Here is a 13,727-nt window from a genome sequence, read left to right on the forward strand (position 1 = left end):
GACAATCAACCCCTCTGGAGGCCTCATGACCCTCTTCCCCCGGCATCCGGACATCGTCCGGATCGAGTCCTCTCCCGGACGGCCCGCCCTCGTGCGCCGGGACCAGCTCCTGATCGCCCCCGGCGCGCCGTCCGAGGCCGCGGACCGCTGGACCGAGTCACGCCACGACCTGCCCGGGGTCACCCTCCTCCGGCTCCGGCCGGCCGCCGGGGTGGACGTCTGCGAGCTGGCGGTGTCGCTGCGGCCCGCGGTCCCCGGCGCGAGCCCCAACCACGTGATGACCGGCCAGCCCGGGTACTGGGGCGGCCCCGCGCACCCGCCCGCCCCCGCCGGCCCGGTGCCCGGCCCCGTCCCCGCCGCGGCCCGCCGGGAGGTGACCGTCGGGCTGCTGGACACGGGCCTGAGCCCCCACCCGTGGTACGGCACGGCCGCCTGGTTCACCGAGCAGCGCGAGGGCATCCGCGAGGTCCTCGACGCCGACCGGGACCACAAGCTCGACGCCCAGGCCGGGCACGGCACCTTCGCGGCGGGCCTGCTGCTGCGCCGGCACGCCGGGGCCCACCTGCGGGTGCGGCGGGTGCTGGGCAGCGACGGCGTGGGCGACGAACTGGGCGTGCTGCGCGGCATCGGCGAGCTGCGGGCCTGGTCGCGGGCCACCGGGCGGCCGGTGGACCTGGTCAACCTCTCGCTGGGCGGGCACACCTTCGACGACCAGCCCCCTCCCCTGCTCGCCCGGGCGCTCGACGGAGTCGTGGCGGTCGCCGCCGCGGGCAACGGCGGCGCCTCGCGCCCCTTCTGGCCGGCGGCGCTGCCCGGGGTGATCGGGGTCGGCGCGCTCGACGCCACCGGGCTGCGGCGCGCCGCGTTCTCCAACCACGGGCCCTGGGTGGCGGCGTGCGCCCGGGGGGAGGACCTCACCAGCAGCTTCGTCTGGTACGACGGGGGCTTCGCCGGATACGCCCGCTGGAGCGGCACCTCCTTCGCCGCCGCGACCGTCTCGGGCGTCATCGCCGCGCACGCGGCCGTGCACGGGATCGACGCCCGCGCCGCCGCGGCCGACCTGCTGTCCGGCGGGGAGAAGGTGCCCGGCCTCGGCGTGCGACTGGGACGATGAGCGAGCTCCGGACCCTGATCGCCGCCGCGCGCGAGGGGGACGCGCGGGCCTGGGGACTCCTGGTCGGCCGCTTCGACAAATGGGTGTGGGCCAACGTGCGCTCGTACGGCCTGGCGCCGTACGACGCGGCCGACGCGGTGCAGACGACGTGGTTGCGGCTGGTCGAACGGCTGGACTCGATCCGCGACCCCGACCGCCTGCCGGGCTGGCTGGCCACCACCGCCGGGAACGAGGCCGCCGCCCTGCGCCGCCGCCGCAGGGGCGAGCACCTGTGCGCCGCCCCGCCCGAGTGCGACTCCGGCGAGGACGTCGTCACCACCGTCCTCACCGCCGACACCGTGAGGAAGCTGCGCCAGGCCGTCGGGGAGCTGTCCGAGCCCTGCCGCAGCCTGCTGCGCCTGCTGCTGGACGCCCAGCAGCCCACCTACGCCGAGCTGGCCGAGCGCCTGGGCATGCCGGTCGGCAGCGTCGGCCCCACCCGCGCGCGCTGCCTGGCCCGGCTGCGCGCGATCGTCTCAGGAGCGAACCCATGACCCCCGAAGAAGGCCTCCTCGCCGCCCTGCGGATCGCCGTGGGCACCGACCCCGTGCCCGAGCACGTCCGGGAGTCGGCCGAGGCGGCGTTCGCGTTCCACATCCCCGGCGCCGTCCTCGCCGAGCCCCTCCCGCGCTGTCGTACGGCCGGGGCGTCGCGCGGCGATCCCGGCTCCCAGCTCATGCGCTTCGAGGCCGCGGGCTCGGTCATCGAGGTCGAGCTCACCCCGCACGGCGACCGCGTGGACCTGGCCGGCCGCCTCACCCCCGCCGGGCCCGCCGAGGCCGAGATCCGCACCACGGAGACCACGCTCCGCCGCACCCTCACCCCCACCGGCCAGTTCGCCGCCACCGGCCTGTCCCCCGGCTGGCTGAGCGTCGTCTGCCACCCGCCCACCGGCACCCCCATCACCACCCCCTGGATCCGGACCCGCCGCTGACCCCGCCCCCTCGCGAAGGGACCCGGCTCCGCGACGCCCCCGCGGACCTGGGGCGCGTACGGCCATGCCCCGGCGCGAGGGGCCGCGGATACGGACGGCCCGCCGGGGCGGGCGCGGATCGACGCGGTACGGCCGGGCGGCCCGCCATGAGGTGGCCGTGGGAACGGCCGCCGCGCACGGGCCGCGCATCCCGGAGCGATGAGGCGAGCCCGCCGCCCATGAACCGATCGCGCCCGGCATGGGCCGGCCCCACGTCATGAGCCGTACGGCGGCGCGTGGGCCTCCGACTACGAGAAGGCCGGCCCTGGGGCCCTCAGGGACGCTCGGGAACGGCCCGGACGGCTTGCGGACGGCTTGCGGGCGGTTTGGGACGGCTCTGGGGACCGCACGGGGCGGTGACGGCGCGCGGGCGATGAGGCGGGCCGGTGGGGGGCGGTGGAGTAGGTCGCGGTGTGGAGCGAGGTGGCGGATGAGTGGTGGCGAGCGGTGGAGCGGGGCCGGGCGCGGGGCCGGCGGGGATTCCGGGGGCGAGGCCGGGCAGGCGCTGGCCTGGGCCGAGCGGATCGTGGAGCTGGGAAGTGTGGATCCCCGCGCGGCCTGGCGGGCGGCGGAGGAGGTCGTCGCCCGCTGCCTGGCGGCCGAGCCGGGACTGGCCGCCTGGTGCGCTCCCCCGTTCGCCGACCTCCTGGAACACGGCCTCCTGCCCCACGGCCCCCTGGACCACGGGCCGACGGAACACGGGCCGACGGACCCCGAACACGGCCCGGAGCGCGGCACGGAGCACGGCGCGGGCGCGGAGCCGTACCCGGCCGGCGGCACTCCCGGGAGACCCGGGACCCGGGCCGGCGGGGGGAACGCCGGCGCCGCCGGGCCGGGCGGCGGTGTGCGGGCGGGCCGTGGGTGGGGGGAGGTGCTGGCGGTGGCCCTGCGGGCGGCGGGGGTGGCGGCGCGGGGCGCGGGGGCGGCCCGGGTGGCGGAGTCGCGGCTGCGGGAGGCGGTCCGGGTCGGCGAGGAGGGCGGCTGGCCGGTGCGGGCGGCGCAGGGGCGGCTCTCGCTGGTGCCGGTGCTGGCGGACCTGGGCGAGCTGGACGCGGCGCTGGCGGAGGCGGCGACGGCCGGGGCGCGCCTCACCGGGGTGGACTCGGCCCGGCTGGAGGTGCACCGGGCCGGGGTGCTGGTGCGGGCCGGGCGGCACCGGGAGGCGGTCGCGCGCTTCGGGGCGGCGATGGGGCCGCTGGAGGCGGCGGGCGATCACCGGTTCCTGGCGGGGGCGCTGCTGAACCGGGCCACGGCCCACGCCTACCTGGGACGGTACGCCCGGGCGGAGGACGACCTGCGGCGGTGCCTGGCGCTGGCGGAGCGGGCGGGGCTGGACTACATCGCGCTCCTGGTCCGGATGAACCTGCCGTTCGTGGTGGCGCGCGGCGGGGACGTCCCGGCGGCGCTGCGGCACCACGAGACCGCCGAGCGCGTCCTCCGCGAGCACCCGGAGCGGCTGGCGACCGCGCGGATGGACCTGGCCGAGGCGCTGCTCGCCCTCCGCATGCCCGCCGACGCCCGCACGCTGCTGCGGTCCGCCCTGGCCGGGCCGCTGACCGCCGCCGACTCCGCCGAGGCCCGCCTCCTCCTGGCCCGCGCCGAGCTCCTGTCCGGCGAGACGCTCCGGGCCCGCGCCACCGCCGAGCGCGCCGCCGGGGAGTTCCGCGCCCAGCGCCGCCTCGCCTGGGCCCCGCTGGCCGACGAGGTGGCCTGCCGCGCGCGTCACGAGTCCGGCGAGCTCACGGCCGCGCTCCTGGCCGGCGTACGGCGATGCGCCCGCGCTCTCACCGCCGCCGGGCACCCCGGCCCCGCCGCCCACGCCCGGATCATCGCCGCCCGCGTGGCCCTGGGCCTGGGCCTGCCCGCCGAGGCGCGCGCGGAGCTGGAGGCCGTCCCGCCCTCGGCGGGCCCGGCGTACTGGCACGCCCGCGCCCTCCTCCGCCTCCTCGCGGGCGACCGCCCGGCCGCGCTCGGCGCCCTCCGCGCCGGTCTGCGGGCCCTGGCCGCCCGCGCCGCCCGCCTCGGCGCCGCCGACCTCCGCGCCCACGCCCTCACCGAAGGCGCGGACCTGGCCGACCTCGGCCTCTCCCTGGCCCTGTCCACCGCCGACCCCGCCCTCGTCCTCTCCTGGTCCGAGCACTGGCGCGCCCTCACCTCCCCGCTCCCGCCCACCTCCCGCGAGGAGGACGGCCCCGCGCGCTCGGCAGGCGAGCCGGGACGCGGGACCCCGGCCCGGCCCGGAGGGACGGCTCCCGGCGTCCCGGGCGTTCCCGCCCGCCCCGGGACGGGCGGGGGCGAGCACGCGGGAGGGGACGCCGGTCATGGGGACGCCCCCGCCGGGTCGCTCGGGGAGGGGCGGGTGCGGTGGAGGTACTGGGCCCGGGCCACTGGGGGCGCGGTGGTGGACGAGGTGGGCGTGGAGGCGGTCCTGCCCGGGCTGGGCGGGGCGGTGCTGGTGGAGCTGGTGCGGGAGGGCGACCGGCTCGCGGCCGTCGTGGCGGGGCGGGAGGGGTGGGCGCTGCGGGACCTGGGGTCGTACACGGAGGCGGCGGAGGCGGGGGCGCGGCTGCGGTTCGGGTTGCGGCGGCTGGCCTACCGGGACTCCGAGGACGTCGCGGCGGCGGGGCGGGGGGTCGTGGACGAGGCGTTCGCGCTGGACGAGCGCGTCTTCGGGCCGCTCCGCGACCTGACGGCGGGGCGGGACACGGTGATCGCCCCGGTGGGCGCCCTGTACTCGGCGCCGTGGGGGATGCTGCCCTCGCTGGCCGGGACCGCCGTCACCGTGGTCGCCTCGGTCACCCGCTGGCTGGGCGGGCGCGAGCGGCCCGGACCCGGCGGCGGGGTGGTCGCCGTCGCCGGGCCGGGGCTGCGCCTGGCCGGGCCGGAGGCGGAGGCGGTGGCCGCGCTGCGCGCCGGCCGCGTGCTGGCGGGTCCCGCGGCCACCCGCGACGCGGTGCTGCGGGCCGTGGACGGCGCCGGCGTGGCGCACTTCGCGGCGCACGGGAGCTTCCGGGGCGACAGTCCCCTGTTCTCCCGTCTCGAGCTGGCGGACGGCGGCCTGATGGCGTACGAGCTGATGGGGGTACGGCGGGCGCCCCGCCTCGTGGTGCTGTCCTCCTGCGACGGAGGGCTCGCCGGGGTGCCGGCCGACGGGGCCCCGCTGGGCACGGCGGGCATGTGGCTGGGCCTGGGCACGGCGAACGTGGTCGCGAGCGTGGTGCCGGTGCGCGACGAGGACGCCATGGATCTCATGACCCTCTTCCACGGGCTCCTCGCCGACGGCCTCCCCCCGGCGGCGGCGCTCGCGCGGGCCGAGGCCAAGACCGGCGTCCACGGCTTCGTGTGCTTCGGCGGCCGGAGGACCGGCTGACCGCCCCGCGCTCCGGGCAGGCGGCCGGGAAAGCGGCCGGGAAGGCGTGCCGCGGGGCGTGGAGGTCCGGGGCCGCGGTGGATCGGGGCGGGCGTCCGGCAAGGAGGATTACCGGAATGGCGGGGAGGCGGGCGACGGGGCGGGGGCGGGATCGGTAGCGTGCGGGTATGGACAGCGAACGGACGTTCACCGTCGACGAGGCGCGCTCACTCCTCCCGGCCGTTCGCGCCCGGGTCGCCGAGCTCGTGACGATCCGCGCCGACCTCGCCCAGCTCGTCTACGACCTCCAGCAGGCGGGCACGTCGCCGCTGGGCGGCGTGGCCGAGGCCAAGGCCGCCGAGGCGCGCCTGGACGACATCGTGACCTGGTTCGCGGACGAGGGGATCGAGGTCAAGGGCATCTCTCCGGTCCTCGTCGACTTCCCCTCCACCCTGGCCGGCCAGTCGGTGCGGCTCTGCTGGGTCGAGGGCGAGCCCGACCTGGCCTGGTACCACCCGACCGTGCTCGGCTTCCCCGGCCGCCGCCCCCTCCCCGACGGCCTCTGACCCGCCGCCGCCCCGCCGCGTTCCCGCCGTGCCGCCCGCCACACCGCGCCGGCGCCGGACGCCGTACGGCTCGCGCCGCGCCGGGCCGTGCGCGAGCCGTACGACGTGAGACGGCGAAGCGGTTCTCGCCGTGCGGCGGGGTCAGGGGGTGGGGCCGGTGGCGACGGGGCGGGCGGGGTCGGCGACCCAGTTGGACCAGGAGCCGGGGTAGAGGACCGCGCCCGGGAACCCGGCGACCTCCAGCGCGAGGATCTCGTGCGCGGCGGTCACGCCCGAGCCGCAGTACGCCCCGACCGGCGCGCCGGGGCGGACGCCGGCCGCCTCGAAGCGGCCGCGCAGGCGCGCCGGGTCGAGGAAGCGGCCGTCGGGGCCGACGTTCTCGGTGGTGGGGGCGCTCACCGCGCCGGGGATGTGCCCGGCGACCGGGTCGATGGGCTCGGTCTCGCCGCGGTACCGCTCGGCGGCGCGCGCGTCCAGCAGCACGCCCGCGAAGCTCCCGGCCCCGGCCGCGTCCACGGTGGGCAGGTGGCCGGGCACGGCGGTGAAGTCGCCGGGCTCCACCTCGGGGTCGTCCGTCTCCAGCGGGCTCCCCCACGCCCGGACGCCGCCGTTCAGGACGCGGACGTCGGGATGGCCGAAGTACCGCAGGGCCCACCAGGCGCGGGCCGCCGCCATCGAGGTCTCGCCGTCGTAGACCACCACGGGCACGTCGTTCCGCACGCCGAGCCGGCGCATCGCCGCCTGGAACCGCTCGGGGGAGGGCAGCGGGTGCCGTCCCTCGGCCGAGGCCGGATCGGAGAGGTCGGCCTGCAGGTCGCAGAAGACCGCCCCGGGGATGTGCCCCTTGCGGTAGTCCTCGATCCCGGGCGGGCCGCCGAGCTGCCAGCGCACGTCCAGCAGCCGGACCGTGCCGAGCACGTCCCGAAGTTCGCCCGCCTCGATCAGCGGGCCCCGCCCGGCCGAACCCGGCACCTCACCCACGCCGTCACGCTCCTTCGCGCCGATCCGCGGCCCGCGTCGCCCGGGCCCGTCCCCCAGCACCCTAGGCCCCCGGCCCGCCGTACGGCGCGGCGGGGGCGGGCCGTGTCGCACGCGCCCCCGCCCCGTGGCACTCCGCCGGTCCCGGAGCGCGCGGCCCGTCCCGCCGGGGGCGGACGGGTCAGCGGGTGGAGTGCTCCAGGAGCGGGATGTGCTGCTCCTCGGCGGTGAGCGAGCCGTGCATGCCCACGAGCGAGGACTCCAGCGGCTCCGCGCGCGAGGCGATCACGCCGCAGTCGCCGTACGCCGCGACCACCACGTCGCCGACGCGCGGGGCCATGTCCGGGGAGAGCGGCCCGAACCAGCCCGACTCGACCGCCTCCTCCCGGGAGCGCACCCACGCGCGCCCGGCCAGGAGCTCGCTCCAGGTCTGGAGCACGGCCTCCGCCACGCCCGGCTCGCAGTACACGTGCCGCGAGCGCGGGTCGCCGCCGAGCAGGCGCACGCCGTCGCGGAGCGCGGGCGTCTCGTCCACGTCCACCCGGTCGGCGACGTCCACCATCCCGTGGTCGGCCGTGACGTAGAGGGCCGAGCCCGGCGGCAGCGTCTCCGCGATGCGCATGGCCAGCGTGTCAGCGGTGGCCAGGGCCTCCAGCCACTCGGGTGACCCGGTCCCGGTGAGGTGGCCGACGGTGTCCACGTCGCCGAAGTACACCAGCGCGAACGCCGGGCCGTCCGACAGCGCGCTCCGCGCCGCCGCGACCCGCTGGTCCACGTCGGCGGCGGGGAGGTACCTCGCGCCCCGGTAGACCGCCCGGGTCAGCCCGGAGCCAGCGAACTCGCCGGGCCCGACGTAGCTGGCGGCGATCCCGGCGGCCTCCGCGCGCTCGAACACCGTGGGCGCGGGCTGCCAGGTCAGCGGGTCCACGGCCGAGGACCAGCGCAGGCAGTTGAGCAGCCGCGCCTCCCCCGGGACCGCGACCTGGTAGCCGAGCATGCCGTGACCCCCGGGCGGCAGCCCGGTGCCGAGGGAGCCCAGGCTGGTGGCGGTCGTGGCCGGGAAGCCGGCGGTCAGGGTGCGGCCGGGCAGCGAGGAGAGGTACGGCGCGGCCTCCGGGTGCCGGCGCAGCAGCTCCGCGCCGACCCCGTCCAGCAGCAGCACGCACGCCCGCCGGACCGGGGCGAGCCCGAGCACCCCGGTCTCGCCGGGCACCCCGAGCGCGGCCAGCACGGACGGCGTCAGGTCGGGCAGGGCGCCCTCGCCGTACCGGGGCGGCGGCGGGGCGGTCATGCCCGGGCGGTGGCTTCGGACAGGGCCTTGGCGAACGTGAGGACCTGCTGGACCGCGTCGGGCCCGTCGGCCGCCTCGCTGAGCCGCAGCGACAGGTCGTCGGCGGTGACCGAGCCGGTGTAGCCGTGGTCGGCCTCGCAGGCCTCGTCGCCGCAGGTGGCGGGTTCGAGGTCGATGTGGGAGATGGCGCCCCAGCCGATCGCCAGGACCACCTCGCTCGGGGCGGTGCCGGGGACGTAGGCCGCGGGGTCGGGCACGACGCGGGTGACGGCGACCGAGGCGATGCTGCTCAGGCGGATGGCCTCGGTGGTGGTGGAGGCGTGGGCGTGCGCGGCGCCCTCACCCGGCGGGTGCTCGTCGGTGTGGCAGACGAGCAGCCGGGTCGGGGAGAGCACCAGCACGGTGACGTGCCTGCGGACCTCCATCGCCGGGTCGAAGGTGGCCTCGTGGTGGACGACGTACGCGGTCACCGGCTCTTCGCCGAGCGCCGACTCCACGGCGTCGGCGACGAGGTCGGGATAGTAGCCGCTGCGCTCGATCGCGGTCCGCAGGCCCGCGGCCGAGACTCGGGTTTCCCTCATGCGCCCCATCCTCTCACCGCGGGCGGGTGTTGTAGGTGCCGAGACGCCGGGGCCCGAGGTCCGGCGGCGGGACCGCGGGCTCGGCCAGTTCCAGCGACGCCGACCGCACGGTCACGCCCTCCCGCCCGGCGAGGACCTCCTCCAGCGCCAGCCGGTGCACGCCGGGCAGGTCGTCGGCCAGGACGGCGACCCGCACCAGCAGTTCCTCCAGCGCGGCGACGTCCACGTCGTCGCGGAACAGCAGCGGCGCGGCGCGGATCGCCCGCACCATCTCGGCGGCCTCCACCTCGGTCAGCGGGGCCAGCCGGTACACCCGGTCCCCCAGCAGCCGCGCGGTCGCGTCCGCCAGCCCGAACGAGACCACCGGCCCGAACGCCGGGTCGGCCTCCACGGTGACCGAGACCTGCGCCCCGGCCCCGCCGTCCCTCGCCAGCGCGATCCCGTAGCAGGCCAGCAGCTCCGCCGCGTCCGCGTTCCCGGCCTCGACCAGCGCCCGCGCCCGCTCCGCGTCCACCCCGGCAGGCGCGGGGACCTCGCCCCGGGACCGCCTCCGCCAGGCCGCGTACCGCTCGGCGTACGCCAGCGCCCGCACCGCCTCCTCCGGCGCGGGGTACGACGGCACCGATCCCCGGGCGGGCGCCCCGGCCCCGTCCCTGCGCAGCTCCGGCGGCATCCCCCGGCGGCCCAGGTAGGACGCCACGATCGGCTTCCCGGCCCGGGCCCGGCCCGCGGCCGGCCGCTCCGGGCCGGCCGCCCCCGGCGCGGGGTCGGGGCCCGTCAGGCGCTCCGTGGCGCCTTCCTCCGCCGAGGCCGGCGCGGACGCCGTACGGCCCGCGCCCGCCGCCGCGGCCGACTCCTCCGCGGGCTCCCCGCCGGTGACCGCGCGGTCCGCGAGGGGACCGGCGGGGTGGGACGGGGCCGGGTGGGACGAGGCCGGGCCGGACGGGGCCGAATGGGACGGGGCCGAATGGGACGGGGCCGGGCGGGAGGGATCGGCGGCGGCGTAGGCGGCGGCGCGGCGCAGGCCCTCGGCGACCTCCTCGGCCCCGCGGAAGACGGCGGGCATGTAGACGGCGACCACGGAGTCGATCCCCGGGTCGTCCACGAGGCGGACGACGGCGGCCTCGTAGTCCGCGCCGGTCGCGTCCGGTCCCAGGTCCACCGGGTCCGCCGGGTCCAGGCCCGCCGCGACGCAGGAGTCGAGGGCGAGCAGGGCCAGCGCGTCGGAGTTGCTGACGATGCCGACGCGGGGGCCGCCCGGCAGGGGCTGGTGGGCCAGGAGCTGGGCGACGTCGAAGAGCTGGGTGAGGTCGTCCACCCGGATCACCCCGGCCTGCTCGAACAGGGCGCTGACCGCCTCGTCGGGCAGCCGCAGCGCGGGGGCCGCGTGCCCGATCGGGACGCCCTGGGTGACCCCGCCGCTCTTGACGGCGACGATCGGCTTGCGGCGGGAGATGCGGCGCGCGAGCCGGGTGAACTTGCGGGAGTTCCCCAGGGACTCCAGGTAGAGCAGGATCACCTCCGTCGCCGGGTCCTCCTCCCAGTACTGCAGGAGGTCGTTGCCGGACACGTCGGCGCGGTTCCCGGCGGAGACGAACGTGGAGATGCCCAGGCCGCGCTCGCTGACGCGCTGGAGGAGGGCGGTGCCGAGCGCGCCCGACTGGCTGAAGAACCCGGCCCGGCCGCGCGGGGGCAGCTCGGGGGCGAGGGTGGCGTTCAGGCGCATGGAGGCGGCGGTGTTGGCGATGCCCAGGCAGTTGGGGCCGACCACGCGCATGCCGTGGGCGCGGGCGATGCGGACCAGTTCCTCCTGGCGCGCGCGGCCCTCACGGCCCGTCTCGCCGAACCCCGAGGAGACCACGACGAGCCCGTGCACGCCCTTGCGCGCGCACTGCCGTACGACGTCGAGCACCCCGTCGGCGGGGACCGCGAGCACGGCGAGGTCGACCTCGCCGTCGATCTCCTCGACCGAGCGGTGGGCCCGCACGCCCGCGACCGCGCGCGCCTCCCGGTGCACGGGATAGACGGGGCCGGTGAAGTCGCCGCGCAGCAGGTTGCGCAGGACGGTCTGGCCGATGCTCTCCACCTCGCGGCTCGCGCCCACGACGGCGACCGAGGACGGCGTGAGCAGCCGTTCGATCGACCGGGACTCGGCGCGGTGCTCGCGGGCGCGCATGACCGACAGCGAGGTCTCGGTCGGGGTGAGGTCGAGCGTCAGCCGTACGACGCCGTCGGCGAAGCGGCTCTCGGCGGTGTACCCGGCCTGGCGGAAGACGCCGATCATGCGGCGGTTGGCGGGCAGCACCTCGGCGGCGAAGCCCTTGACGCCGCGCTCGCGGGCGGCGGCGGCGATGTGCTCCAGGAGCACGGAGGCCAGGCCCCGGCCCTGGTGCGCGTCCTCGACCAGGAACGCGACCTCGGCCTCCTCAGGGCCGAGGCGGTCGTAGCGGACGACGGCCACCATCTCCTCCCCGATCGTGGCGATCAGGGCGACCCGGTCGGTGTAGTCCACGTTCGTGAACCGCTCCACCTCGCGGTCCGAGAGCCGGGGGCGCGGGCCGAAGAAGCGGAAATAGATGGACTCGTCCGAGAGCCGGGAGTAGAACGCCCGCAGCCGGTCGGCGTCGCCGGGCGTGATCGGACGCAGATGGGCGGTGCCGCCGTCGGCGAGGACGACGTCCGCCTCCCAGTGCGCCGGATATGGTGCCTGCACACCCGAAAGACTACGGCGTGTCTCATATGCCGAGAGCGGCAGGCGGCTCCGGCAACGCTTCCGCATCGACTGAGCTTCGGTATCCGTCTCACGGCACACGGGGACGCGGGAAGCTGTTAGGTTCTCTGCCTGTAGGTCCTCGCGCTGTAGGTCCTCCTGTCTCCTGGCCTATCGGCAGCATGCCTCAAGGTGGTGACATCATGACGCGGGTCGTCGTGGTGGGCGATCTCATGACCGACGCGGTCGCGCGCGCCCGCTATGCCCTCGCCAAGGCCAGCGACACGCCGGCCGTCGTGACCATGCACGGCGGGGGGTCGGGCGCGAACATCGCGTCCTGGCTCGCCGTCGAGGGCGCCGACGTGGCGTTCGTCGGCCGCCGCGGCGCGGACATCACCGGCCGCAACCGTGACATGGAGCTGATGGGGTACGGCGTGGACGCCCGCCTCGTCATGGACCCCGAGCGGCCCACCGGCACCTGCGTCGTGCTCGTCACGCACAAGGGCGACCGCACCATGCTCTCCGACCCCGGCGCCAACGCCGCCCTGTCGCCCGAGGACCTGCCCCGCGACCTGTTCAGCCAGGGCGGCCACCTGCACATGTCCGGCTACACCCTGATCAACGAGGGCTCGCGGGAGGCCGGCATGACCGCGCTCGACGCCGCCAAGCAGGTGGGCATGTCGATCTCCGTGGACTGCGCCTCGTCGGCGCCGTTGGAGCGTGCCGGAGCCGAGCCGTTCCTGGAGTGGACCGACGGGGCCAAGCTGCTGTTCGCCAACGCCGACCAGGCCCGGGTGCTCACCGGCCGCGACGACCCCGAGGCCGCCGCCAAGGTGCTCACCGCGTTCTTCCCGCAGGTCGTGATCAAGCTCGGGGCCGACGGCGCGCTCTGGTACACCAACAACCGCGCGGAGCCCGTCCGCGTGCCCGCCGTGCCGGTCGAGCGCATCGTGGACGGCACCGGCGCGGGCGACGCCTTCACCGCCGGCTTCCTGCCCCCGTGGCTCGACGGCAAGCCCGCCGCCGAGGCGCTGGCCGCCGGCTGCGCCCTCGCCTCCAAGGCCATCACCCACCTCGGCGCCCGCCCCCGCCTCTAGCCTCCGCGGGATTCACCCCCGGCCGCGGCACGGCTCCCGCCGCCTTCAGTCGTCCCCCGGCGAGCCGTACGCCCTCGCGGCGCCGTACGCCTTCGGGGCGCCGTACGCCTTAGCCACGCCGTACGCCTTCGGGGCGCTCCGCATCCTCGCGGTGCCGTACGGCCTGCGGGCGGGCGCGGTGCGGGCGCGGTCCGATGGCGATGGGAGGATGGGCGATCCGTCCGCCCCGGCGGCTTCGCCGCGAACCAGAGGAGTGTGCCCCATGTCCGCCGAACCGTCGTCGCCCGTCCGCCAGCTCCGTCTCGTCGTCGAGGCCGAGGACTACGAGGCGGCGGTCGCCTTCTTCCGGGACGCGCTGGGGCTCCCCGAGCAGGCCGCGTACTCCGGGGACGGCGACGCCCGGGTCGTCATCCTGGACGCCGGCCGCGCCACCCTGGAGATCGCCAACCCGGCCCAGAAGCGCATGATCGACGATGTGGAGGTGGGCCGCCAGGTGGCCCCCCGGTTCCGCGTCGCGTTCGAGGTGGACGACGCCCGCGAGGTCACCGCCCGCCTGGTGGCCGCGGGCGCGGACGAGGTCGCCCCGCCCACCCTCACCCCCTGGCGGTCCCTCAACGCCCGCCTCGACACCCCCGGCGACCTCCACATCACCGTCTTCCAGGAACTCCTCCCCCCAGAGACCCGCGCCTCCCACCCCGACTTCGGCACCGGCGTCTAGCCGGCCGGCGTGACCTCGCCGCCCCGCCGCGGCGGGTGCCGTACGGGGTCAGCGGGACTCGCGGCGGGACGCCGACCAGCGGGCGTAGCGGGCGGGGAGGCAGATGGCGCAGGGGCGGTAGCCGGCGGCGATGGCGGTCTCCTCGTCGGCGAAGAAGACCCGGTCGCGCGCGTAGCCGCCCCGGGCGAGGGCACGCAGCGCGGAGGGGCAGTCCAGGCGCCCGTAGAGGCGTCCGCGCCGGTGCCCGCCCAGGGTGCCGGGGACCGGGCTGTCGTACGGCAGGCCGCCGGGCCCGATCAGCCGGTACACCG

The 13,727-nt window shown here is 77.7% G+C and carries 12 protein-coding genes; 7 read left to right on the top strand and 5 right to left on the bottom strand.

What is annotated here, in order from left to right:
• The first annotated feature begins 25 nt into the window (after nucleotides 1-25).
• The 5 genes from D5H75_RS08095 to D5H75_RS08115 all read left to right on the top strand — a co-directional run bounded on the left by D5H75_RS08095 (nucleotide 26) and on the right by D5H75_RS08115 (nucleotide 6,041).
• Nucleotides 26-1,114: a S8 family peptidase gene (locus tag D5H75_RS08095; RefSeq protein WP_119925687.1), complete on the top strand. Its 1,089-nt coding sequence runs from the start codon at nucleotides 26-28 to the stop codon at nucleotides 1,112-1,114.
• The gene (locus D5H75_RS08100; RefSeq protein WP_119925688.1) at nucleotides 1,111-1,647 is read left to right on the top strand and encodes an RNA polymerase sigma factor; all 537 of its coding nucleotides are present in this window, start codon (nucleotides 1,111-1,113) and stop codon (nucleotides 1,645-1,647) included. The genes D5H75_RS08095 and D5H75_RS08100 overlap by 4 nt, the downstream gene beginning before the upstream one ends.
• On the top strand, nucleotides 1,644-2,087 hold the full coding sequence (locus tag D5H75_RS08105) for a hypothetical protein (protein WP_119925689.1): 444 nt from the start codon (nucleotides 1,644-1,646) through the stop codon (nucleotides 2,085-2,087). Before D5H75_RS08100 ends, D5H75_RS08105 begins: the two co-directional genes overlap by 4 nt.
• A gap of 469 nt (nucleotides 2,088-2,556) precedes the next feature.
• Nucleotides 2,557-5,496 carry a CHAT domain-containing protein gene (locus D5H75_RS44000; RefSeq protein WP_119925690.1) on the top strand — a complete coding sequence of 980 codons (2,940 nt, stop codon included), beginning with the start codon at nucleotides 2,557-2,559 and terminating at the stop codon, nucleotides 5,494-5,496.
• A gap of 167 nt (nucleotides 5,497-5,663) precedes the next feature.
• Nucleotides 5,664-6,041: a DUF2203 domain-containing protein gene (locus D5H75_RS08115; RefSeq protein ID WP_119925691.1), complete on the top strand. Its 378-nt coding sequence runs from the start codon at nucleotides 5,664-5,666 to the stop codon at nucleotides 6,039-6,041.
• A 141-nt stretch (nucleotides 6,042-6,182) separates the two neighbouring features.
• Here D5H75_RS08115 and D5H75_RS08120 read toward each other — a convergent pair whose 3' ends face one another.
• From D5H75_RS08120 to D5H75_RS08135, 4 genes are all read right to left on the bottom strand, one after another.
• Nucleotides 6,183-7,022, bottom strand: a complete 840-nt coding sequence (locus D5H75_RS08120; protein WP_422673422.1) for a sulfurtransferase — start codon at nucleotides 7,020-7,022, stop codon at nucleotides 6,183-6,185.
• 178 nt (nucleotides 7,023-7,200) lie between these two features.
• Nucleotides 7,201-8,310, bottom strand: coding sequence for an alkaline phosphatase family protein (locus D5H75_RS08125; RefSeq protein WP_119925692.1), 1,110 nt, complete (start codon nucleotides 8,308-8,310; stop codon nucleotides 7,201-7,203).
• Complete coding sequence (locus tag D5H75_RS08130) at nucleotides 8,307-8,891, bottom strand: DUF5998 family protein (protein ID WP_119925693.1); 585 nt, start codon at nucleotides 8,889-8,891, stop codon at nucleotides 8,307-8,309. The genes D5H75_RS08125 and D5H75_RS08130 overlap by 4 nt, the downstream gene beginning before the upstream one ends.
• Nucleotides 8,892-8,904: 13 nt before the next feature.
• Nucleotides 8,905-11,604 carry a bifunctional acetate--CoA ligase family protein/GNAT family N-acetyltransferase gene (locus D5H75_RS08135; protein ID WP_242454054.1) on the bottom strand — a complete coding sequence of 900 codons (2,700 nt, stop codon included), beginning with the start codon at nucleotides 11,602-11,604 and terminating at the stop codon, nucleotides 8,905-8,907.
• Nucleotides 11,605-11,804: 200 nt separating this feature from the next.
• Between D5H75_RS08135 and D5H75_RS08140 the strand changes: the two genes are divergently transcribed.
• Nucleotides 11,805-12,698, top strand: coding sequence for a carbohydrate kinase family protein (locus tag D5H75_RS08140; protein WP_119925695.1), 894 nt, complete (start codon nucleotides 11,805-11,807; stop codon nucleotides 12,696-12,698).
• A 262-nt stretch (nucleotides 12,699-12,960) separates the two neighbouring features.
• Nucleotides 12,961-13,416: a VOC family protein gene (locus tag D5H75_RS08150; RefSeq protein WP_119925697.1), complete on the top strand. Its 456-nt coding sequence runs from the start codon at nucleotides 12,961-12,963 to the stop codon at nucleotides 13,414-13,416.
• Between the two features lie 48 nt (nucleotides 13,417-13,464).
• Here D5H75_RS08150 and D5H75_RS08155 read toward each other — a convergent pair whose 3' ends face one another.
• Nucleotides 13,465-13,725, bottom strand: coding sequence for an Ada metal-binding domain-containing protein (locus D5H75_RS08155; RefSeq protein ID WP_242454055.1), 261 nt, complete (start codon nucleotides 13,723-13,725; stop codon nucleotides 13,465-13,467).
• Between the last annotated feature and the right edge of the window lie 2 nt (nucleotides 13,726-13,727).

This window comes from Bailinhaonella thermotolerans (assembly GCF_003594875.1).
GTDB classification, from domain to species: domain Bacteria; phylum Actinomycetota; class Actinomycetes; order Streptosporangiales; family Streptosporangiaceae; genus Bailinhaonella; species Bailinhaonella thermotolerans.